Here is a 22797-nt window from a genome sequence, read left to right as displayed (position 1 = left end):
GTGATGCTATCGCAGGCAAGCCAGCTCCCACAGTTTGGATTGTGTTCGATTCGAATGTGGAGGCCCTCCACAGAAATTTCCGACAGTGATTGGCGGTTGTCTCTAGGAAACTCAATCTCTAGTCTCCGAACACCACTGCAAACTCAGTGGTCGGGCGTCGCGGCCCGGATTTCTTCAGACGCAAAAGCGTCATCGTGTCCTTTCAGTTGGCGCTTTTTTATCGTCTACTGTGCGGCGCTATGGTGGCTGTGCGCGGGATACCTTCGGGTATGCCGGTGTTCTGGAGAGCCGGTCCGCGAACCCGCGTTCAGCTACCACCCCCATCGCATCGCGGCGATCAGTGGTAGCTCCTTTGTACTTCTCCGGAGCTTCACAATGATTAAACCTACCCCCAATCCCCCTTTTCGGCTGTTCACCGTAGCCGACGGAATCAGCACCGAAGACCTGTTGGTCAACCTCATTGAAACACTCGCCTCGGCCAACGCGCTGAGTTGCGACTTGGCGTTTAGCCTGGAAGGATCGAAGCGAGAGGAGTTGTTGGGCGTCGCTCAGTTGATCGAGCTGGCGGAGTTACTGGCTGATCGGGTGCACGATGCAGCCGGACAGACGGCTGCCGCGCGGAGCTAACAGCGCGACGCAGGTTAGTGTGGGAGCTGGCTTGCCTGCGATAGCATCGCCGCGGTGTATCTGAATGACCGTGTCGTTTGCATCGCAGGCAAGCCAGCTCCCACCTTTGTTTCGTGTTGCGTCATACAGACTGGAATGCTTCCAGTACCGAGTTGACTGTCGTGAATGCCCTATCCACCTGCGCCAACACCGGCCGCCTCAACACCAACACCGGCACCCCCCGCTCCCGTGCCACTTCCAGCTTCGGCTCGGTAGCCGTGCTGCCGCTGTTCTTGCTGATCAGCACATCAATCTGCCGCCGCTCAAACAGCGCCCGTTCATCCTCGATCAAAAACGGCCCACGGGCGCCAATCACTTCGCAGCGCTCATTGCCGGGGTACACATCCAGTGCGCGCAGTGTCCAGAACTGCTCGGCGGGGATTTCGTCGAGGTGTTGCAACGGTTCACGGCCCAGCGTGAACAGTGGTCGCTTGAAGGGTTTCAGAGCTTCAATCAACTCCGCCCAGTCACCGACTTCGCGCCAGTCATCATCCGCCTGTGGCTGCCACGCCGGGCGGCGCAGGGCCCAGCAGGGAATGCCGCATAAACCTGCGGCATGGGCGGCGTTGGCGCTGATCTGTGCGGCATACGGATGGGTCGCGTCCAGCACCAGCTCGATACCTTCATCGCGAATGAACTGCGCCAAACCTTCCGCGCCGCCATAGCCACCGACGCGCACCTGGCACGTAAGGTCGGTGGGAACGCGGCCAACACCCGCCAGGCTGTAGATATGCTCGGGCCCCAGTGTGCGGGCGATGGCCAGGGCTTCCGTCACGCCGCCCAACAGCAGGATGCGTTTCATAGCGGCTTGATCACTTCCAGCAGGGTGATCGGCAGCGCCTGGCGCCAGGTATCAAAGCCCCCCAGTGGCTGGGCCTGGGCCACATGAATGCGGGTCAGCTCGCCGCCGTGTTGTTCACGCCAGGCCATCAGGGTCATTTCACTTTGCAGGGTCACGGCGTTGGCCACCAGCCGGCCGCCCGGGCGCAGGTGTTGCCAGCAAGTGTCGAGCACGCCGTCGCGGGTGACGCCGCCGCCGATGAAGATGGCGTCGGGCGCTTCCAGCTCGTTCAGGGCGTGGGGCGCGGTGCCGCGAATCAGTTGCAGGCCGGGTACGCCAAGGGCATCACGGTTATGTTCGATCAACAGTTGCCGGCCTTCATCGGCCTCGATGGCCAGGGCGCGGCAGCTGGGGTGGGCGCGCATCCATTCGATCCCGATGGAGCCGCTGCCCGCGCCCACGTCCCACAGCAGTTCACCGGGCATCGGCGCGAGGCGGGCGAGGGTCATGGCGCGCACGTCGCGCTTGGTCAGTTGGCCGTCGTGCCTGAAGGCCGAGTCCGGCAGCCCTGCCAGGCGTGACAGGCGCGCTGTGTTGGCGTCGGCCACGCAGTCGATGGCCAGCAGATTCAACGCGGCAATCGGTTCGCCAGGCCAATCCCGGGCGATGCCGTCGATGCGCCGCTCATCCGGCCCGCCGAGGTGTTCAAACACACTCAGGCGACTTGCGCCAAACCCGCGCTCGGCCAATTGTGTGGCAATCGCCGCCGGGCTCTGGCCGTCATTGCTCAGCACCAGCAAACGCACGCCGCTGGCCAGATGCGCATTCAGCGCCGCCATCGGCCGGGCAACCACCGACAGCGTCACAACCTCTTGCAACGGCCAGCCCAGACGCGCCGCCGCCAGGGACACGGAAGAGGGCGCCGGCAGGATCAGCAGCTCATTTGCGGGCACCTGCCGCGCCAGGCTCGCGCCTACGCCATAGAACATCGGGTCGCCGCTGGCCAGCACGCACACCGCTTCACCACGCCTGGCCAGCACCGGCTCCAGGGAGAACGGGCTGGGCCACACCTGGCGTTCGCCACGGATGCACACCGGCAACAAGTCCAGCTGGCGTTGCCCGCCAATAATGCGCGAGGCGCGCAACAGGGCGTGCCGGGCGTTTCTGCCCAGGCCCTTGAAGCCGTCTTCACCGATGCCTACTACCGTCAGCCAGGGCGACATATGAATTCCTTGAACGACATCCGACGGGCAGGCTTTTCATGCCGCCGGACAAAGCAGGCATAATACCGCGCCTTTACCCGTGAACCGGTAGCCCCGTGAAACCAATACCACCGTCCAATACCTTGCGCCCCTCGGCCTGTCCGGGGTTGCTGCGTATTGTCCAGGCGTTGGATGGCGGGATTTGCCGCATCAAACTGGCGGGCGGTTCGATCCGCGCCGAGCAGGCGTTTGCCGTGGCCGACGCCGCCCAGGCCCATGCCGGTGGGGTGATCGAGGCGACCAACCGCGCCAACCTGCAGATTCGCGGGATTGGCGCCGAACAGGATGCGTTGATCGCCGCCTTGCTGGCCGCCGACCTGGGCCCCAAGCGTGCCGCCGGTGATGATGTGCGCAACCTGATGCTGAGCCCCAGTGCCGGCATTGACCGCGAGATGCTGTTCGATACCCGACCGTTGGCCGACCAGATCCTCACCACCCTGGAAACCCACCCGCGTTTCCATGAGCTGTCGGCCAAGTTCGCCGTGCAACTGGACGGCGGTGAAGCCCTGGCGATGCTCGAGCATCATCACGACCTGTGGCTATCAGCCTTCGATGCCAATGGCAACACGCTGTTGGCATTCGGCCTGGCAGGCTGCCCGGCGCGGGATGCGCCCTTGGCGGCGGTACCTTTGGCACAAGGGCATGCACTGGTGGTGGCGGTGCTGGAGCGGTTCCTTGAGCTGGCCCGGCCTGATCAAACCCGCATGCGCCACCTGCTGGCTGAAACCGCTGTGGATAACTTTTTGCGGCAGCTGAATATGCCATTGCAGCCGGTTGATGGCTTTTCAAGGCACTCCAACCCCGCGCCGCTGCACCTGGGAAGTTATCCACAGCGCCAAAAAAACCAGGTCTACGTCGCCGCCGTCGCACCCTTGGGCCGCCTGGATTCGGCGATGCTCAGGGGCGCTGCGCAACTGGCCGTCGACCATGGCGACGCCACCTTGCGTGTCACGCCATGGCAAGGCCTGCTGCTGCCCAATATCCAGGATGCGGCGGCTGTCACCGAACGCCTCGAACAGCTTGGCTTTTTGTGTTCGGTGGACCAACCCCTCGCACGGATGATCGCCTGCACCGGCGCCGGCGGTTGCGCCAAAGGCCTGTCCGACACCAAGGCCGACGCCGTGCAACTGGCCGCGCTTGCGCCCGGCCACAGCGTGCACCTGTCCGGCTGCCCGCGTTCCTGCGCGGCCGCACACACCGCGCCGGTCACCCTGCTGGCGGTAAGCCCCGGCCACTACGACCTCTATTTTCGCGACGCAGGCCTGCCCGGTTTCGGCCGCCTGCACGCGCGCACTCTTTCTATTGAAGCGGCGGGCGCCTTGTTGCGCGCTCACCCACGGAGCAACACCGATGATTGATTACATCCGCGACGGTCAGGAGATCTATCGCAACTCCTTCGCGATCATTCGCGCAGAAGCCCGGCTTGATCGCATCCCTGCCGACCTGGAAAAACTCGCGGTGCGGGTGATTCATGCCTGCGGCATGGTCGACGCCATCGACGGCCTGCAATTTTCCGAAGGTGCCGGCAAGGCCGGGCGCGAAGCCCTGGCCGCTGGCGCGCCGATCCTGTGTGATGCGCGGATGGTCTCCGAAGGCGTGACCCGTACGCGCCTGCCGGCCAACAATCAGGTGATCTGCACCCTGCGCGACGACAGCGTGCCGGAGTTGGCCCGCGAGTTGGGCAACACCCGTTCCGCCGCCGCCCTGGAGCTGTGGCGCCCGCACCTGGAAGGCAGTGTGGTGGTGATCGGCAATGCGCCGACAGCGCTGTTTTACCTGCTGGAAATGCTCGACGCCGGCGCGCCAAAACCTGCACTGATCCTCGGGTTCCCGGTGGGCTTTGTCGGCGCCGCCGAATCCAAGGCGATGCTGGCGGCAGACAGCCGCGGCGTACCGTTTGTGATCATGCAGGGCCGCCTGGGCGGCAGTGCGATGGCCGCCGCCGCGGTCAACGCCTTGGCCACGGAGGTCGAATGATGCCGGCACGCGGACGTTTGATCGGCCTGGGCGTAGGCCCCGGCGATCCGGAACTGATTACCCTCAAAGCCCTGCGCCTGCTGCGCGAATCGCCGGTGGTGGCGTACTTCGTGGCCAAGGGCAAGAAGGGCAACGCTTTCGGCATCATCGAAGACCATTTGGTGCCCCAGCAAACCCTGATGCCGCTGGTGTACCCGGTGACCACTGAAGTGTTGCCGGCGCCGCTGTCCTACGAGCAAGTGATCAGCGATTTCTACGACACCGCCAGTGTCGACGTTGCGGCACACCTGGACGCGGGGCGCGATGTGGCGGTGATCTGTGAAGGCGACCCGTTCTTCTACGGCTCCTACATGTATTTGCACGACCGCCTGGCCGAGCGCTACGAAGCCCAGGTGATCCCGGGTGTGTGCTCGATGCTCGGTGGCGCCTCTGTACTGGGCGCACCGTTGGTGTACCGCAACCAGAGCCTGTCGGTGCTTTCCGGCGTGCTGCCCCATGACGAACTCAAGCGTCGCCTGGCGGATGCCGACGCGGCGGTGATCATGAAGCTGGGGCGCAACTTCACCAAGGTGCGTCAGGTACTGGAAGAATTGGGATTGGCGAGCCGGGCGTTGTACGTCGAGCGCGCGACCATGGCCAATCAGAAAATCGTCGCCCTGGATCAGGTCGATCCGACGTCCTCGCCGTATTTCTCGTTGATCATCGTTCCTGGTGAAAGGTGGCAAGGCTGATGACGGCTCCCGCGATTGTCATCCTGGGGCAGGGCAGCCTCGCCACGGCCCGCGCTATCCAGCAGGTGTATCCCGACGCACTGATCCACGGCCTGGCCGGGCGGGTCGAGGGCGCAGATCAGGCCTATAACGAATTCGGCGCCAGCGTGCGCCAGTTGTATCAACAGGGCACGCCGATCATCGCCCTGTGCGCCGCCGGGATTGTGATCCGCACCCTGGCGCCGCTGTTGCTGGAGAAGGGCATCGAGCCAGCTGTGCTGGCCGTCGCCGAAGACGGCAGCGCGGTGGTGCCGTTGCTCGGTGGCCTCGGTGGTGTAAACGTGATGGCGCGGGAAATCGCCGCTGCCCTGGACGTTGCCGCCGCGATCACCACCAGTGGCGAGCTGCGTTTTGGTACCTGCCTGCTTAACCCGCCCCATGGTTATCAGCTGGGGGATCTGGAACTGGGCAAACGCTTTGTCTCGGATTTGCTGGCTGGCGAATCAGTACGCATTGAAGGCGCGGCGCCGTGGCTGGATCAGGCCAACTTGCCCCAGGATCAACAGGCGCGCCTGGCGATTCACGTCGGCAGTGCCGAGCGCACACCTGCGGCCAATGAGTTGCTGATTTATCCGAAGACGGTGTTGGTTACCTGCCAGCCGGGGCCGCAACTGGCCGGGCGAATTCGTGCGGCGTTGCAGGATGCCGGGCTCGCCGTGCAGTCCCTGGCTTGCCTGCTGGCGGCTGAAACGGAGATGGCCGATTCGTCATTGCACGAAGCGGCGTTGGAGCTGGGCGTGCCATTGCGCTTCGCCGATCTGGCGCCTCAGGCGGACATCGCGATCACGGTGGCCGAGGCCCCTCTGGACCTGTCCCTGATCGGTCGTCCCCGTGGCCGCCTCGCGGTGATCGGTCTGGGCCCCGGCGCTGCCGAACTGATGGTACCGGCAGTAAAAGCCGAGCTGGCCCGCTGTACCGACGTGCTGGGTTACGAAACCTATGTGCGCATGGCCGGGCCGTTCCGCGCGGACCAGATCCAGCATTGCACCGACAATCGCGAAGAGATGCAGCGCGCGCGTCATGCCTTTGAGCTGGCGGCGCAGGGGCGTTCGGTGGTGGTGGTGTCTTCGGGTGACCCCGGTGTATTTGCCATGGCCGCTGCGGTGATCGAAGCCTTGCACGAGTCCGGCGACCCGGCCTGGCATCAGGTCGACCTGGAGATTTTGCCGGGCGTGTCGGCATCCCTCGCCACGGCGGCCCAGGCAGGTGCACCGCTGGGGCATGACTTCTGTGTGATGTCACTGTCGGACAACCTCAAACCCTGGTCGATCATCGAGAAGCGCCTGGACCTGGCGTCCCAGGCCGACCTGGCGCTGGCGTTCTATAACCCGATCTCCCGTGCGCGGCCCTGGCAGTTGGGACGCGCCCTGGAAATCGTCGCGCAGCACCGCACGCCTGAAACACCGGTGGTCTTGGGCCGTGACATCGGTCGCCCGGGCCAGACCCTGCGAGTCACCACCCTGGGGCAACTGACGCCGGAGCAGGTGGACATGCGCACCATGGTGCTGATCGGTTCGTCCACCACCTGCGTCTTTGCGCGGGCAGGTGGTGGCGAGTGGGTCTACACGCCACGTTGGTACGGCGAGAAACCCGCCTCCTGAAAACAACGGCGGCCCCGCCATGGGGCCGCCTTGAAACGTCAGTCATTGATGCCGGAAAGATCTGCTTGCCGAGGTTTTTTTGCATCGGCTCAAGTCATACCTTTCTCTACGGCTTGAAGAAAAGCACGGCGCTTTTGTGTGCCGCCGCCTCATCCCCAGCGTTTACTCAGCTGCGCCGCCTGCAGTGATTTTTCCTGCGGGTCGTGGCGCGTCCCGTGGTCAATTTCCAGCAGCTCAAAATCCCCGGCAAGTCGACTAGTGTTGGCGTTGAGCCCCATGTTGGGGGTTATGGAGAAATGGCTATGGAGCGAAACAACAAACGGATCAACAGCGCAAAAAGGAGGAAGCTGATTGCCGCTTACCGGCTTCCGGGCGCGCCCGGCCTGGCGTCGGGGTTGAGCGCGCCGGTGAAGCCCGAGGCGGATGATGAGCTGGACGCGGCGGTGGTGAACAACAGCGTCATGTCGTTTGTGCAAGGCATGACCAGCCTCAACAAGGAGTACACCCGCAAAAGCTATTTGCTGGCGAGCAGCTACGTCAGCGATGTGCTGCGGGTCGCCCGGGGCACAGAGGCCTGGTACAACGAATTCATCAAGGTCATGAGCAGCCTCGGCTGGATGCCGGTCAGGAGCAGTTTCGAGCGGGTGTACACCTCTCGCAAGGGGCTGTCGGTACAGCTGGCGGCGCTGAACCTGATGGCGGCCACCGTGGCCTCGACGTTTCTGTCGGGGCCGCTGATCAGTGTATTGCCCAAACGGGTGGCGGAGGCGGTTGAAGCCTTGAAGCAGCTCCCGGCCTCATTTGAGTTATTCAAGCGAAATACCACCACGCGTGACGGTGGCGATTTCGGCTTGGCGTCCTGCTCGGAAATCGCCGGGGAAGTTTCGATGGTGCTGGTGACGTACAGCTCCCACGGCGTCAGCAAGCAACTGGGCATACCGTTTCTGGAGTGGGACAGTGCATCCGTCGAGGCCTTCAGTGGCCGCACGTGCCTGGTGCTGAACAGCTCGGTGGTCAACGAAGACACGATTCAACTGCTGCGGGACAGCGCAGGGGACAAGGTCCGCCTGGCTATCGCCAACTACAGGATTTGATCTACGGCACCAGGTAACCGCGTACACCGGTGAAGATGATTTGTGCGGCCAGGGCGCACACGAACAGCCCCATCAACCGGCTGACAATCTGCAAGCCCTGGTCGCCGAGGATGCGTTCGATACGGTTGGACAGGTACAGCACCACGCCCACCGTCAGGCTGGCCAGGGCGATACTGAGGATCGCGGTGATCTTGTCGTCCCAGTGCGGCTGGCTGACGCCCATCACCAGCAGCGCACCGATGGTGCCGGGGCCGACGGTCAGGGGAATGGTCAGCGGCACGATGGTCACGTCCTGCTGCACGTTGTCGGTCTGCGCCGCTGACTTGCCCTGGGCCATGCCCAGGGCCGAGATGAACAGCACACTGCCGGCGCCGATGCGGAAGGCGTCGACGGTGATGCCGAACACACTGAAAATCACCCGGCCGAACAGGTAGAGCAACACGCTGGATACCAAGGTGGCGAGGGCCACCTTCCAGGCCAGGCGCCGCCGCTCCTTGCTGGAGTAACCGCGAGTCAGGCTGATAAAGCAGGAGAGCACGAAGAAGGGGCTGTAGAGCACCAGCATCTTCAGGTAAACGCTGAATAGCACATGGAGCATGGGCGCGGCTCGCGGCGGGGACGAGTGGGGAGTCTATCAGGCGCCACGGAACAAATGTGGGAGCTGGCTTGCCTGCGATGACGGTGTATCAGCCAAAAAATCAGGTGTCTGATGCACCGCTATCGCAGGCAAGCCAGCTCCCACAGGGAGAGCGTATTTCAGGTCAGGTAGGTGCGTGCTCTGGCCGCTGTTGGCGCTGTGCCACCCAGTACTCCACCAGCTCGCGCAATTGCGACAACTCCACCGGCTTGGCCATGTGCCCGTCCATCCCGGCCTGGCGTGCACGCTCTTTATGTTCCGAAAGAATGTGCGCGGTGAGTGCCACGATTGGCGTACGAATCCGCTGGTTGCTGACTTCCCACGCGCGCAGTTGCTGGGTGGCGGAGAAGCCGTCGAGGATCGGCATTTCACAGTCCATCAACACCAGGTCGTAGCGCTGGGCCTTCATTGCCTGCAGGGCTTCTTCGCCGTTGCTGGCGGTGTCCGGCAGCAGGTTGAGCTTGCCGAGCATGCCGCGAATCACCTTGGTGGAGATGCTGTTGTCCTCCGCCACCAGGATCCGGAAATCACTTGGCACGGTCACCGGGGCCGGCGCGCTGATCGCCGGCTGGCGTGGTTGCACGGAGCCCTTGCTGCGCTGGGTCAATTCATCGGCAAGGGTGGTCTTGAGGGTATAGCCGGCCACGGGTTTGGCGAGGATGCGCTTGATCCCGCAGTTGCGCGCGATGATCTTGCTCGGCGCATTGCTGATGCCGGTGAGCATGATCAGCAGGATGTCGTGGTTCAGGCTCGGGTCTTCCTTGATCTTCGCCGCCAGTTGCATGCCGGTCATGCCGGGCATGTTCTGGTCCAGCAGCACCACGTCAAAATAGTCCCGCAGGTGCGCCTTGGTGCGCAGCAGCGCCAGGGCTTCCTTGCCCGAAGGCACGGCACTCACGTTCAGGCCCCAGGCCGTGCATTGCTGCACCAGCACTTTGCGGCAGGTGTCGTTGTCGTCCACCACCAGCACGCGCGCGCCCTTGAGCGGGCCGTCGAGGTCGGAGGTCGGGTGCTCCAGGCGTTCCGGGTCCAGCGGCAAGGTCAGCCACAGGGTGCTGCCTTGCTGGCTGCCACTCTTGATGCCGAATTCGCCGTTCATCAACAGGATCAGCTGGCGGGCAATGACCAGGCCCAGATGGCCGCTCAGGCGGGTGGCAGAGAGGAAGTTCTTGCTGTGCAACTCGCTGTGCAGCAGGGCGTCGCGCTCGGCGGGTTCCATCGGCAGGCCGCTGTCTTGCACGGCAATGCGCAGGCGCGGTTTGCTGCTGCGCTCGTCCAGTGCGACGACGATCAGTACTTCGCCTTCATCGGTTTTTTGCAGGGCATTTTCCAGCAGGCTCAACAGTGCCTGGCGCAGCCGCGTCGGGTCGCCGCTGATCACCCGGGGTACCTGGGGCTGGATAAAGCTGATCAGCTCGACGTTCTGCTGCTCGGCCTTGGCGCGGAAAATACTCAGGCAGTCTTCGATCAGCGCGTTGAGGTCGAACTGCACATCGTCCAATTCGATCTGCCCGGATTCCAGCTTGGAGATGTCGAGAATCTCGTTGATCAGGGTGAGCAGTTCGTTGCCGGCGCTGTGGATGGTTTGCACGTAGTCGCGTTGCTTGACTGAAAGCGGGGTGCCCAGCAGCAGTTCGGTCATGCCCAGCACGCCGTTCATGGGGGTGCGAATTTCGTGGCTGATCTTCGCCAGGAATTCGGCCTTGGCGGCGATTTCGGCGTTGCTGGCCGCCAGGTCGCGGCTGAGGCTGAAGTTGTCTTCGGTGATGGCGCGCTGGCGTTCGCCCAGGGCCAGGCTCATCAACAGGCCACTGAGGCAGATAAAGCCGAGCAGGGTGATGATCAAGCCTTGTGGCGGCACCAGCGTCAGGCCCAGCAAGGCCGGGAGAATAATCAGCGTGCCGATGTTGAAGATCACCATCGCCAGCATGAACAGGCGCGCCGGGCGGTAGCCCTTTTGCCAGTGATAGGCCGAGACGAACAACATGCTCAGGCCGGCCAGCGCCACCAGGGCGTAGGTGATGATGTTCAGGGGCAAGGTGTTGACGAACAGCAGCAACAGGCCGGTCAGGACGATCAGCAGGATGTCGGCCATCAACAGCTTGTTCAGCGGATGCGGGCCCAGTGGCGCAAAGAAGCGGTAGGCAAACATCAGCCCGCACGGCGCGGTCAGCAGCAGGGCGAGGTAGGCGCCGGGGGTTTGTACCGCGTGCCAGTTCGGCAGCCACGGGCCCAGCACGTTGAGCAGCAGCGCAAGGCTGAGCAGCAACAGCAATTCGCAGGCGGCGAGCCACAGGCTGCTGCGGGAGCGATGGTAGGCGTAGCGGGTGAGGTTGTGCAGGATCAGCATCACCAGGCAACCGAACAGCAGCCCGTAGATCAGCGTCTGGTTCTGGTTGGCCGCAGCCAGCACGGCCGGCTCAAGGGTGATGTAGGGGCGCAGCTCGTGTTCCGAGACCATGCGCAGGTACACGTCCAGCGGCTTCTGGCTTTGCGGCATCGGCAGCATGAAGTCGCTGCTGGGCAGCGGGCGCTCGGCCTGGGGCTGGCGGGTGCCGGTAGCTTCCTGCTCCACCAGGGTGTCGCCGTCGAGTACATACAGGTTCAGGTGTGACAGGTCAGGGGCGAATACCCGCAGCACTTGCTCGTGTTTGCCGGGTTGCAGCCTGAAGCGTACCCACAACGCACCGTCCGGTTGCGCGGCGGTAATCCGGTCCAGTTCGATGGGGCTGAATTGATTGATGTAGCGGGGCGAGCGGATGTCGCTCAGTTGCAGATCGGCCTGTTCATCAAGCAATACTGCCCAGCCACTGCCTTGTGCGGCGGCCTGGGCCGGGAGCAAGCAGAGCAAGGTCAGCAGACTGACAGTGAAACCTATGGCGATCCTGAGCCAGCGCACGGCGAAATCCCTTCGTAGGTTGATGCATGGGTATAACTATGCGCGGGGCCACAAGCGTAGGGCAAGGGCCAGAGGCCCCTGCCTAACCGAACGGATAGCTGTTTACTGACTTTCGCCACGCTCACGGGCAATGGCGCGGTAGCCAATGTCGGTGCGGTAGAAGCAGCCTTTCCAGTCGATCTTCGCCGCCAGCTTGTAAGCCTGTTGCTGGGCGGCATCTACGCTGCTGCCCATGGCGGTTGCGCACAGTACGCGACCACCGGCGGTGACGACCTTGCCATCCTTGAGCGCGGTGCCCGCGTGGAACACCTTGCCTTCCAGCGTAGCAGCCGCGTCCAGACCTTCAATCACATCGCCCTTGGCGTAGTCGGCCGGGTAGCCGCCGGCGGCCAGCACGATGCCGACGCTCGGGCGCGGGTCCCACTGGGCTTCGACCTTGTCCAGGGCCTGGGCCAGCGCAGCTTCAACCAACAGCACCAGGCTCGATTGCAGGCGCAGCATCACCGGTTGGGTTTCCGGGTCGCCGAAGCGGCAGTTGAACTCGATGACTTTCGGGTTACCGGCCTTGTCGATCATCAAGCCGGCGTACAGGAAACCGGTGTACACATTGCCTTCGTCGGCCATGCCGCGCACGGTTGGCCAGATCACCAGGTCCATCACGCGCTTGTGCACTTCGGCGGTTACCACTGGCGCCGGGGAGTAGGCACCCATGCCGCCGGTGTTCGGGCCGCTGTCGCCGTCACCCACGCGTTTGTGGTCCTGGCTGGTGGCCATCGGCAAGACGTTCTTGCCGTCGACCATTACGATGAAGCTGGCTTCTTCGCCGTCGAGGAACTCTTCGATCACTACGCGCGAACCGGCTTCACCGAAAGCATTGCCGGCGAGCATGTCGCGCACGGCGTCTTCGGCTTCAGCCAGGGTCATCGCGACGATCACGCCTTTACCGGCGGCCAGGCCGTCGGCCTTGATCACGATCGGTGCACCGACTTCACGCAGGTAGGCCAGGGCCGGCTCGATCTCGGTGAAGTTCTGGTAGTCGGCGGTCGGGATCTTGTGGCGCGCCAGGAAATCCTTGGTGAAGGCTTTCGAGCCTTCCAGCTGGGCAGCGCCGGCGGTTGGGCCGAAGCAGTCCAGGCCGCGGCTGCGGAACAGGTCCACAACGCCAGCTACCAAGGGCACTTCCGGGCCGACGATGGTCAGGGAAACGTTTTTCTCGGCAAAGTCCGCCAGTTGCTCAAGGGCCAACACGTCGATGGCGACGTTTTCGCACTTGGCTTCAATGGCGGTACCGGCGTTGCCGGGGGCGACGAAAACTTTCTGGACACGTGGGTCCTGGGCAACTTTCCAGGCCAGGGCGTGTTCACGGCCACCGCTGCCAATGATCAAAACATTCATTTCAAAAACCTCAAATTCTGTAGGCGCTGCACGAGCGCTTTAATGTGGAGCCGGACACTTGTGGCGAGGGAGCTTGCTCCCGTTCGACAGCGCAGCTGGAGCCCGCTTTTGGGGGCGCTTCGCACCCCAGCGGGAGCAAGCTCCCTCGCCACAAAACCAGCTCCCACATTTCGATCGAGTTGGCTCAGTGACGGAAGTGGCGCATGCCGGTGAAGACCATGGCAATGCCGGCTTCATCAGCCGCTGCAATCACTTCTGCGTCACGCATCGAGCCGCCCGGTTGGATCACGGCGGTAACACCGGCTTTCGCGGCGTTGTCCAGGCCATCACGGAACGGGAAGAATGCGTCGGACGCCATCACCGAACCGGCGACCTGCAGGCCGGCATGTTCTGCCTTGATCGCAGCGATGCGTGCCGAATTCACGCGGCTCATCTGGCCCGCGCCGACACCGATGGTCTGGCGGTTCTTGGCGTAGACGATGGCGTTGGATTTAACGTACTTGGCGACTTTCCAGGCGAAGATCAGGTCGTTGATTTCCTGTTCGGTCGGGGCGCGCTTGGTCACCACTTTCAGATCGGCGCTGCCGATCATGCCGATGTCGCGGCTCTGTACCAGCAAGCCGCCGTTGACGCGCTTGTAGTCCCAGGCAGCGGCACGCTCGGCCGACCACTCGCCGCACGCCAGCAGGCGCACATTGGCCTTGGCGGCAACGATGGCGCGAGCCTCTTCACTGACGGATGGCGCGATGATCACTTCAACGAACTGACGCTCGACGATCGCCTTGGCGGTCTCGGCGTCCAGCTCACGGTTGAAGGCGATGATGCCGCCGAAGGCCGACTCGGTGTCGGTGGCGTAGGCCAGTTCGTAGGCCTGGCGGATACCGCCTTCAGCGTCCGGGCTCACGGCCACGCCGCACGGGTTGGCGTGCTTGACGATCACGCAGGCTGGCTTGACGAAGCTCTTCACACATTCCAGCGCGGCGTCGGTGTCGGCCACGTTGTTGTACGACAGCTCTTTGCCTTGCAGTTGGGTCGCGGTGGCGATGCCGACTTCAGCAGGCTTGGCCTCAACGTAGAACGCCGCGCTCTGGTGCGGGTTCTCGCCGTAGCGCATTTCCTGGGCCTTGATGAACTGGCTGTTGAAGGTGCGCGGGAACTGGCTGCGACCTTCTGTGCTGAGGGTTTCAGCGGCCTGGTTCACGGTGCCCATGTAGTTGGCGATCATGCCGTCGTAGGCAGCGGTGTGTTCGAAGGCCTTGAGCATCAGGTCGAAGCGCTGGGCGTAGGTCAGGCCGCCGGCTTTCAGGCTTTCCAGTACGTTGGCGTAGTCGCTGGCGTTCACCACGATGGCCACGTCTTTGTGGTTCTTGGCTGCCGAGCGAACCATGGTCGGGCCGCCGATATCGATGTTTTCGATGGCGGTCGGCAGGTCGCAGCCTGGCTTGTTGATGGTGGCTTCGAACGGGTACAGGTTAACGGCCACCAGGTCGATCGGCTTGATGCCGTGCTCGCTCATGATGGCGTCGTCGATACCGCGACGACCGAGGATCCCGCCGTGGATTTTCGGGTGCAGGGTCTTGACCCGACCGTCCATCATTTCTGCGAAACCGGTGTAGTCCGCCACTTCCACTGCGGCCACGCCGTTGTCCTGCAGCAGTTTGAAGGTCCCGCCGGTGGAGAGAATCTCCACGCCCAGGGCTTCCAGCTCCCGGGCAAATTCGAGGATCCCGGTCTTGTCGGAGACACTGATCAAGGCACGGCGGATCGGCAGGCGGGTAGTCTGGTCGGTCATTTCAATTTCCATCAAAAGCAAAGGAGTCAGCAAAAAAGGCGTCCGTTTTTACGCGGGCGCCTTTCTGGTTTGATTGAATGCTTACAGCAAATCGTACTGCTTGAGTTTCTTGCGCAGCGTGCCACGGTTCAGACCGAGCAGCTCACTGGCCTTGGTCTGGTTGCCCTTGACGTAGTTCATCACGCTTTCGAGCAACGGCGCTTCGACTTCGGAGAGCACCAGGTTGTACACGTCCGTGACGGCAGCGCCCTCAAGGTGGGCGAAATAATTGTGCAGCGCCTTCTCGACACTCCCGCGAAGGGTCTGGCCTTCTTCGCTCGGCGTGTTGAGGTGCTGTTTCAAATTGACGTTGTCGCTCACGGGTGTTGTTCCACTCACTAAAGTCTCGGTCATCATCGTCATGCGGCCACCCCTTCTCCGTCCCCTGTCACCAGGCTCTTGTAACGCTCGGAGAAGAACTCACGAACGTTGGCGCACTGTGCTTCCGTATCATCCAAACGATTGAAGTGGGCGCGAAACTCCCTGGCGCCCGGCAAGGTTGCGAGATACCAGCCCACATGCTTGCGAGCAATGCGTACTCCCATCACGTCTCCGTAGAAGGCGTGCAGGGCGGCCAGATGCTCTAGCAGAATACGTTCCACCTCGATCAGCTCCGGTGCCGGCAAGGTTTCGCCGGTACGCAGAAAATGCTCGATCTCACGAAAAATCCACGGCCGCCCCTGGGCAGCCCGGCCAATCAACAGGCCATCGGCGCCGGTCGCGTGCAGCACGCGCCGGGCTTTCTCGGCTGAGTCGATGTCGCCGTTGGCAAAGACGGGAATCGACACCGCCTGCTTGATCGCGGCAATGGTGTCGTACTCGGCTTCACCGGTGTAAAGGTCGGCGCGGGTGCGGCCATGCACCGCCAGCGCTGTAATGCCCGCCTGCTCGGCGATCTTCGCCACCGTCAGGCCATTCTTGTTGTCCCGGTCCCAACCGGTGCGGATCTTCAGGGTGACCGGCACATCCACTGCAGCGACAACGGCATGCAGGATCTCGCTCACCAACTGCTCATCCTTCAACAGGGCAGAACCTGCGGCCTTGTTGCAGACCTTCTTGGCCGGGCAACCCATGTTGATATCAATAATCTGCGCCCCCAACTCCACGTTGGCCCGGGCCGCATCCGCCAGCATCTGCGCATCACCGCCGGCGATCTGTACCGAGCGGGGCTCGGGATCACCTTCGTGGATCATGCGCATCCGCGATTTGCGGGTGTTCCACAGGCTCATGTCGCTGGTGACCATTTCCGAGACTACAAGCCCTGCGCCCAAACGCTTGCAAAGCTGACGAAAGGGCTGGTCGGTGACGCCCGCCATCGGGGCGAGGATCAAGCCGTTGTGCAATGTGTATGGGCCGATGCGTACCGCCGACATAGGACTTCCCTGTTGTGGGGCCGGATCATTAGAGTTCGAAAAAGGGTTGGCATGATACCCGCTCTCGATGACTGGATAAAGGCTGAATTGGATAAAATCTGAGCAGTTATTTTCTTATCGCCGCAGGTTTGGTCAAAGGCGATGCAGTCAATAATCTGCCGTCAAGCACCGGCCAGGCAGCCGTTTCACTCGGGGGAGTGGAAGCTCAGGCTGTAATTCACCGCTTTGTTGCCCGGGTCGAGGATGTCCAGGGCAATGTGGATCGGCGTCTGGGAGGGCATCTCGGTCACGCCTGCCAACTCGCCGCTGAGGTATTCGGCGGGTTTGAAGCGACGACTGGCGATCATATTCCCGTTCATGTCGGCAAAGCGTAGCTCCAGCAGCGGGAACGGTTGGGAGAATGTCGCGCGGTTATAGATGATCGCGTCCACCACCAGGGCACCGGCAAACTCCGGGTGGCTGCGCACCACCAGGTTGCTGCTCTTGATGTGGGCGATATCGACCCGGGATGGCACGGTGCAGCCCAGTTTCGGGCACAGTTCCTGGAACCATGGGCGGTAGGCGTCCTGGCGTGCCAGGTCGTCGAATTGGTAGGCGACGTATTGTCCCGCCAGGCCGGCGGCGGCCAGCAGCACCAGCAAGCCCCAGAACAGGCGGCGGCCCCAGCCGGAGGAACGCTTCTGGGAATACAGGTGCAGCGGGTCGTCTTCCAGGTCCGAAAGCAGGTCGTCGTGGGCGCCAGCCTCGGGGCGAGGGCGCTTGCGTTTGGGCTGCGGGCGTTCCGGTTGTTCGGGTTCCGGCTCGTCCGCTACGGCGGTTACCGGTGGGTCGAGTTCGTCATCGGTGGGGCTTGTGTGCAGCGGTGGTTCGTCGTCCGGCTCGACCGCTTCAAACGACATCGACGGTTCGGTGCGCTTGGGTTTGCCTGGGCTTGCCTTGGCCGGTTGCGGTTCCTCGTCGACCGTTTGCGGGGCTTGGGCCCGTTCATCCCGGGGTTCGCTGAACAGGCTGGAGGCCCATTGCTCTTCCTCGGCCTTGGCCGTATCACGGCTGGCGCTGAGGGCATCTTCCTTTTGCCGACGATCGGCGCCGGGCTGGCGACGGTCGGCACCCACGGGTTGGGTGTGCTGGATCTCGCGGCGTTCCAGCTTGGCCAGTTCTACGTCGAGGTCCAGGTTATCCAGGTCCAGCTCTTCGGCGGTCCATTGCTTCTGGCTGATGGCTCGCGGCGCTTGGGGTGGCGGTTCTACGGCTGCCGGCGGCTCTGCCGCAGGTGGTGCCTGGGGCGCGGGCGCATTGGCGCGCTGCTCCAGCAGTTGGCGAGCGGCATTGAACACTTGCAGGCACGACCCACAGCGCACCACGCCACGGGCCACGCTCAATTGAGCGTGGTTGACGCGAAAGCGTGCTTGGCAGTGTGGGCACTGGGTGACGAAACTGTCGGTCATGCGGCCATCCGATTCATGCAGGCGCTCATTCTAGCGCCGACGACCACTGATGCGTACCCAGCCATCGCGGTTGGCGATCGGATCCAGCTCAAAATCCTGGGCGTAGGCGGCGGCAACATCTTCGCCCTGTTCGGCGAGGATGCCCGACAGCGCCAGGCGGCCGCCCGGCTTGACCAGGCTCGACAGCTGCGGCGCCAGGGAAACCAGCGGCCCGGCAAGGATATTGGCCACCAGCACGTCGGCTTGCACCTGGGGCAATTGCTCCGGCAGGTACAGCGGGAATTTCTCTTCAGCGATGTTATTGCGCCCGGCGTTATCGCGGGAGGCTTCCAGGGCTTGCACGTCGATATCGGTACCGACCGCTTCCTTGGCGCCCAGCAGCAGGGCAGCGATCGCCAGGATCCCCGAGCCACAGCCGAAGTCCAGCACGTTGCAGTCTTTCAGGTCCTGGCCATCGAGCCATTCCAGGCACAGCGCGGTGGTGGGGTGGGTGCCGGTGCCGAACGCCAGGCCCGGGTCCAGCAGCAGGTTCACGGCGTCAGGCTCGGGGGCGGCGTGCCAGCTCGGCACGATCCACAGGCGCTGGCCAAAACGCATTGGCTGGAAGTTGTCCATCCAGCTGCGTTCCCAGTCCTGGTCTTCGATGATTTCGCTGTGATGCTCCGGCAGCGGGCCGCCGGTGAGCAGTTCCATGTGGGCCAGGACGCTGGCGGCATCGGTGCCGTCTTCGAACAGGGCCAGCAGATGGGTGTGGGACCACAGCGGGGTGGTGTTGAGCTCGGGTTCGAAGATCGGCTGGTCTTCGGCGTCCATGAAGGTCACCGACACGGCGCCCACTTCGAGGAACGCGTCTTCGTAGGTTTCGGCTTGTTCTGGGCTGATGGCGAGACGGACTTGCAGCCAAGGCATGGCGGGCACCTTTGAAAAAATGAGTGTGCAGCGGGGTAGGGCTGCGAAAGACGCGCAAGTTTACGCGAGCGAACAGCAGAAGACGACTGTACTGCTGGTGTACACAGAACAAAATGTGGGAGCGGGCTTGCTCGCGAATGCGGTGTGTCAGTAATGGATGTGTTGACTGGCACACCGCATTCGCGAGCAAGCCCGCTCCCACAAGGGGAATGTATCCATCCAGAAAAATCGGGTGGGCAGAAACAACAAAACCGCCCGAAGGCGGCTTTGTTGGGTGGAGCACTTCGCTTACTGATTAGCCAGCTTGTGTTCCAGGTAGTGAATGTTCACACCACCTTCGCAGAAGCCTTCATCGCGAACCAGGTCCCGATGCAGCGGGATGTTGGTCTTGATGCCGTCTACCACAATTTCGTCCAGGGCATTACGCATACGGGCCATGGCCTCGTCGCGGGTGGCGCCCCAGGTGATCAGCTTGCCGATCAGCGAGTCGTAGTTGGACGGAACCTTGTAGCCGCTGTACAGGTGCGAATCCACACGTACGCCGTTGCCGCCGGGCGCGTGGAAATGCTTGACCAGGCCAGGGCTTGGGATAAAGGTTTTCGGGTCTTCGGCGTTGATCCGGCACTCCAGGGAGTGGCCGTGGATCTTCACATCATCCTGGGTAAACGACAGCTTGTTGCCAGCGGCGATGCTCAGCATCTCCTTGACGATGTCGATACCGGTGACCATCTCCGAAACCGGATGCTCTACCTGCACACGAGTGTTCATCTCGATGAAGTAGAAACGGCCGTTTTCGTACAGGAACTCGAAAGTGCCCGCGCCACGGTAGTTGATGTCGATGCACGCCTTGACGCAGCGAGCCAGTACTTCCTGGCGAGCTGTTTCGTCCAGGCCCGGTGCCGGCGCTTCTTCCAGTACCTTCTGGTGACGGCGTTGCAGCGAGCAATCGCGGTCGCCCAGATGGATGGCGTGGCCCTGGCCGTCGGACAGTACCTGCACTTCCACGTGACGTGGGTTGGTCAGGTACTTTTCCAGGTAGACCATCGGGTTGCCGAACCAGGCGGCAGCTTCCGAGCGAGTCTGCTTGGCGGCTTCGATCAGTTCTTCTTCCTTGTGCACCACGCGCATGCCGCGACCACCACCACCACCGGCGGCCTTGATGATCACCGGGTAACCGACTTCGCGACCAATGCGCAGGGCGGTTGCCTCGTCTTCAGGCAGCGGGCCGTCGGAACCTGGAACGGTAGGTACGCCGGCCGCGATCATGGCGTCCTTGGCCGATACCTTGTCGCCCATCAGGCGAATGGTTTCGGCTTTCGGGCCGATGAAGGCAAACCCGGATTTCTCCACCTGTTCGGCGAAATCGGCGTTTTCCGCGAGGAAGCCGTAGCCGGGGTGGATGCCATCAGCGCCGGTCACTTCAGCGGCGGCGATGATGTTCGAGACTTTCAGGTACGAGTTCGTGGCCAGTGGCGGGCCGATGCAGATGCTTTCGTCCGCCAGTTTCACGTGCATCAATTCGGTATCGGCCGTCGAGTAAACAGCGACGGTCTTGATGCCCTCTTCCTTACAGGCGCGCAGGATACGCAGCGCGATCTCGCCGCGGTTGGCGATCAGGACTTTTTGCAGTTTCTTCGCAGGTTTCAACATCGAAGGCGCTCCGCGGTTCAAACGATGGTGAACAGCGGCTGGTCGTACTCAACCGGCTGACCGTTTTCTACCAGGATGGATTCGATGACGCCGGCTTTTTCAGCCGTGATGTGGTTCATCATCTTCATCGCTTCAACGATGCAGATGGTGTCGCCCACTTTCACGGTTGCGCCGACTTCAACGAAGGCTGGCGAGGTCGGTGCCGGGGTGCGGTAGAAGGTACCGACCATTGGCGACTTGACCACGAAACCGTTCAGTTTTGGAGCCGCAGGGGCTTCGGCAGCCGCCGCGACCGGAGCAGCCGCCACGGGTGCAGCGGCCGGAGCCGGCGCTTGCATCTGTGGTGCGTAGAACTGTTGGGCCGGGGTCTTGCTGTGACGGCTGATCCGTACGGACTCCTCGCCTTCCTTGATCTCCAGCTCGTCGATACCGGATTCTTCCAGCAGTTCGATCAATTTCTTAACTTTACGGATATCCATGAATCATCAACTCCCAAAGGGTCGGTCAGGGGCGCTTGGCCGTGTCTTCAAGCTGTTCCAGGGCGGCCTCCAGGGCCAGTCGGTAACCGCTGGCGCCAAGGCCGCAGATCACTCCTACCGCAACGTCGGAGAAGTAAGAGTGATGGCGGAAAGGTTCGCGTTTGTGCACGTTCGATAAATGCACTTCGATGAATGGGATGCTCACCGCCAGCAGCGCGTCACGTAATGCAACGCTTGTGTGCGTAAAAGCGGCGGGATTGATCAGAATAAAGTCCACGCCTTCGCTGCGCGCGGCATGGATACGATCAATCAGTTCGTACTCGGCATTGCTTTGCAGGTAGAGCAGATGGTGGCCGGCATCACGTGCCCGTCGTTCCAGATCGAGGTTGATCTGTTCGAGGGTCACTGCCCCGTAGACGCCCGGTTCGCGGGTGCCGAGCAGGTTCAGGTTGGGTCCGTGAAGAACCAGTAAGGTCGCCATCGGCTGTTCCTTGTTATTGATGTGGGCACGGTAGAACCCGGCGACTATGCCGCAAAGCCTTTGTGACTGTCCAGTTCTATGCAGTAGGCAGCACGATTAGCGAGGATTGCGCAAAATATGTGACCGCAAGGCTGAATCCGGTCAGTGTGGGAGCTGGCTTGCCTGCGATGGCGGTGGTTCAGCCGCCACATGCGTTGACGGGTGCGCCGCCTTCGCGAGCAAGCCCGCTCCCACATTTTGATCTTCACAAGACGGGAGAGCCGGTCAGACGCGGAATGCCTGCACGGCGGTGTTGAGTTGCCCGCCTAGTACCAATAAGTGCTCGCCCTGGCGGCGTCCCTGGCCAATTCGCAGCAAGTTGTCCTCGCCCAGCTGGTGAATCCGCTCGCTGTTATCGCGGATTTCACTCACGGCGCCACTTTGCTGGGCCGTCACATCGGCGATCCGCACGGCGGTGTCGGAAATGGTCTGGATCGCCCCGACGATTTCATCCAGCGCGCCGTCAGCCGCCTGGGCTTGTTCGGCAGTGGCCTCGGCGTGTTCGACCTGGGCACGCATGCCTTCCACCGATTGCCGGGCGGCGGTTTGCAAGCCGACGATCAGGTGCTGGATTTCGGCGGTGGCGCCAGCGGTGCGCTGGGCCAGGGTGCGCACCTCATCGGCCACCACGGCGAACCCGCGCCCGGCTTCACCGGCCCGGGCGGCTTCGATGGCGGCGTTCAGCGCCAGCAGGTTGGTCTGGTCGGCAATCGAGCGAATCACCGTGAGTACGCCGCCGATGGTCGCGGACTCTTCGGCGAGTTTCTCGATCATCTGCGCATTTATCTGCACTTCGCCGACCAATGCGTGCAACCCGGTCAGGCTCAGGCCGATCACCCGTTGGCCCTGCTCGACGGCCTGGCCTGCGCTGCGGCTGGCCTCGGCAGCCTGGCTGGCGTCGCCGGCGACCTGCTGGATAGTCGCTTCCAGTTCGCCCAGGGAATCGCGAATCTGCGCGGTATCACCGGCCTGGCGCTCGGCCCCGTCGTGCATGCCGCTGCTCAACTCCGCCAGCGCGCTGCTGCTGCCGGCCACTTGCTCGGCGTTGCCTCTGATGGTGCCCACCAGGTCCACCAGGTAGGCGCGCAGGCGGTTCAGGGACTCTTCGATATCGTGCAGTTCGCGGTTGGTCTTGCCCAGGGCAATGTGTTGGCTGAAGTCACCTTCGGCCCAGGTGGACAAGGCCGGCGCCAGGTTGGTCAGCACCCGCGCCAGGCGCCGCTGCAAGGTGTCGATCAAGAGGGCGATCAGCAGAATCAGGCCGATCATCACGCCTTGCATCAGCCGCACTTCGCCCTGGATCTGCGCGTGCTGGGCGCGCACCACAGGCTCCAGCCCGGCGATGGCTTGCTGCACGGCGTTGATTTTCAGGTGGGTGGCGGTGGCCAGTTCGGTGCGTTGCTGGATTTGCTCGCGGGTGCGTTTCAGCTCGGCGGGGTAGCGGGTCAGCAGGCTGTTGAGTTCGCGCTTGAGGTCGACGCCGGTGTCCTGGGCCACGGTTTTTT

Annotated in this window: 19 protein-coding genes and 1 pseudogene; 6 read left to right on the top strand and 14 right to left on the bottom strand. The window is 62.8% G+C overall.

Annotated features, from left to right (window positions below):
- Window positions 1-375: 375 nt before the first annotated feature.
- A complete protein-coding gene (locus HX815_RS17450) occupies window positions 376-627 on the top strand; it encodes a DUF6124 family protein (protein WP_087693137.1) in 252 nt (83 codons plus the stop codon).
- Between the two features lie 121 nt (window positions 628-748).
- On the opposite strand, the gene HX815_RS17445 is transcribed toward HX815_RS17450, so the two are convergent.
- Both HX815_RS17445 and cbiE read right to left on the bottom strand, forming a co-directional pair.
- Window positions 749-1468 carry a cobalt-precorrin-6A reductase gene (locus HX815_RS17445; protein WP_177028632.1) on the bottom strand — a complete coding sequence of 240 codons (720 nt, stop codon included), beginning with the start codon at window positions 1466-1468 and terminating at the stop codon, window positions 749-751.
- Complete coding sequence (gene cbiE / locus HX815_RS17440; RefSeq protein WP_177028631.1) at window positions 1465-2670, bottom strand: precorrin-6y C5,15-methyltransferase (decarboxylating) subunit CbiE; 1206 nt, start codon at window positions 2668-2670, stop codon at window positions 1465-1467. The genes HX815_RS17445 and cbiE overlap by 4 nt, the downstream gene beginning before the upstream one ends.
- A 95-nt stretch (window positions 2671-2765) precedes the next feature.
- Here cbiE and cobG point away from each other — a divergent pair, with 95 nt between their 5' ends.
- The 5 genes from cobG (at window position 2766) to HX815_RS17415 (ending at window position 8151) form a co-directional block, all read left to right on the top strand.
- Window positions 2766-4067, top strand: coding sequence for a precorrin-3B synthase (gene cobG, locus HX815_RS17435; protein WP_023659365.1), 1302 nt, complete (start codon window positions 2766-2768; stop codon window positions 4065-4067).
- A complete protein-coding gene (locus HX815_RS17430; RefSeq protein ID WP_003217338.1) occupies window positions 4060-4686 on the top strand; it encodes a precorrin-8X methylmutase in 627 nt (208 codons plus the stop codon). Before cobG ends, HX815_RS17430 begins: the two co-directional genes overlap by 8 nt.
- Window positions 4686-5417, top strand: coding sequence for a precorrin-2 C(20)-methyltransferase (locus HX815_RS17425; protein ID WP_003217336.1), 732 nt, complete (start codon window positions 4686-4688; stop codon window positions 5415-5417). The genes HX815_RS17430 and HX815_RS17425 overlap by 1 nt, the downstream gene beginning before the upstream one ends.
- Window positions 5417-7057: a precorrin-3B C(17)-methyltransferase gene (cobJ, locus tag HX815_RS17420; RefSeq protein WP_134325665.1), complete on the top strand. Its 1641-nt coding sequence runs from the start codon at window positions 5417-5419 to the stop codon at window positions 7055-7057. The genes HX815_RS17425 and cobJ overlap by 1 nt, the downstream gene beginning before the upstream one ends.
- A gap of 302 nt (window positions 7058-7359) precedes the next feature.
- Entirely contained in the window at window positions 7360-8151 is a 792-nt protein-coding gene (locus HX815_RS17415; protein ID WP_102606174.1) for a hypothetical protein, read from the top strand.
- Between the two features lies 1 nt (window position 8152).
- Here HX815_RS17415 and HX815_RS17410 read toward each other — a convergent pair whose 3' ends face one another.
- The 12 genes and pseudogenes from HX815_RS17410 to HX815_RS31950 form a co-directional block, all read right to left on the bottom strand.
- Complete coding sequence (locus HX815_RS17410; RefSeq protein ID WP_177028630.1) at window positions 8153-8749, bottom strand: MarC family protein; 597 nt, start codon at window positions 8747-8749, stop codon at window positions 8153-8155.
- A 163-nt stretch (window positions 8750-8912) separates the two neighbouring features.
- A complete protein-coding gene (locus HX815_RS17405) occupies window positions 8913-11687 on the bottom strand; it encodes a hybrid sensor histidine kinase/response regulator (protein WP_177028629.1) in 2775 nt (924 codons plus the stop codon).
- A gap of 102 nt (window positions 11688-11789) precedes the next feature.
- The gene (gene purD / locus HX815_RS17400; protein ID WP_003217326.1) at window positions 11790-13082 is read right to left on the bottom strand and encodes a phosphoribosylamine--glycine ligase; all 1293 of its coding nucleotides are present in this window, start codon (window positions 13080-13082) and stop codon (window positions 11790-11792) included.
- A 184-nt stretch (window positions 13083-13266) separates the two neighbouring features.
- A complete protein-coding gene (gene purH / locus HX815_RS17395) occupies window positions 13267-14874 on the bottom strand; it encodes a bifunctional phosphoribosylaminoimidazolecarboxamide formyltransferase/IMP cyclohydrolase (protein WP_008439025.1) in 1608 nt (535 codons plus the stop codon).
- Window positions 14875-14955: 81 nt separating this feature from the next.
- Complete coding sequence (fis, locus tag HX815_RS17390; protein WP_003186237.1) at window positions 14956-15276, bottom strand: DNA-binding transcriptional regulator Fis; 321 nt, start codon at window positions 15274-15276, stop codon at window positions 14956-14958.
- Entirely contained in the window at window positions 15273-16286 is a 1014-nt protein-coding gene (gene dusB, locus HX815_RS17385) for a tRNA dihydrouridine synthase DusB (protein WP_003217321.1), read from the bottom strand. Before dusB ends, fis begins: the two co-directional genes overlap by 4 nt.
- Before the next feature lie 185 nt (window positions 16287-16471).
- On the bottom strand, window positions 16472-17734 hold the full coding sequence (locus HX815_RS17380) for a DUF3426 domain-containing protein (protein WP_177028628.1): 1263 nt from the start codon (window positions 17732-17734) through the stop codon (window positions 16472-16474).
- A 30-nt stretch (window positions 17735-17764) separates the two neighbouring features.
- The gene (prmA, locus tag HX815_RS17375; RefSeq protein ID WP_003217316.1) at window positions 17765-18643 is read right to left on the bottom strand and encodes a 50S ribosomal protein L11 methyltransferase; all 879 of its coding nucleotides are present in this window, start codon (window positions 18641-18643) and stop codon (window positions 17765-17767) included.
- A 288-nt stretch (window positions 18644-18931) separates the two neighbouring features.
- Complete coding sequence (gene accC, locus HX815_RS17370; protein WP_003217312.1) at window positions 18932-20293, bottom strand: acetyl-CoA carboxylase biotin carboxylase subunit; 1362 nt, start codon at window positions 20291-20293, stop codon at window positions 18932-18934.
- Between the two features lie 17 nt (window positions 20294-20310).
- Complete coding sequence (accB, locus tag HX815_RS17365) at window positions 20311-20772, bottom strand: acetyl-CoA carboxylase biotin carboxyl carrier protein (protein ID WP_003217309.1); 462 nt, start codon at window positions 20770-20772, stop codon at window positions 20311-20313.
- A 25-nt stretch (window positions 20773-20797) separates the two neighbouring features.
- Window positions 20798-21253: a type II 3-dehydroquinate dehydratase gene (gene aroQ, locus HX815_RS17360; RefSeq protein ID WP_003217307.1), complete on the bottom strand. Its 456-nt coding sequence runs from the start codon at window positions 21251-21253 to the stop codon at window positions 20798-20800.
- Between the two features lie 264 nt (window positions 21254-21517).
- A pseudogene (locus tag HX815_RS31950) lies at window positions 21518-22012 on the bottom strand (methyl-accepting chemotaxis protein); the annotation flags it as partial.
- Between the last annotated feature and the right edge of the window lie 785 nt (window positions 22013-22797).

Source organism: Pseudomonas sp. E6002 (assembly GCF_013385565.1).
GTDB lineage: Bacteria > Pseudomonadota > Gammaproteobacteria > Pseudomonadales > Pseudomonadaceae > Aquipseudomonas.
Note: the sequence above shows the minus strand (reverse complement) of the source record. Positions and strands in the feature narration are given on the sequence as shown.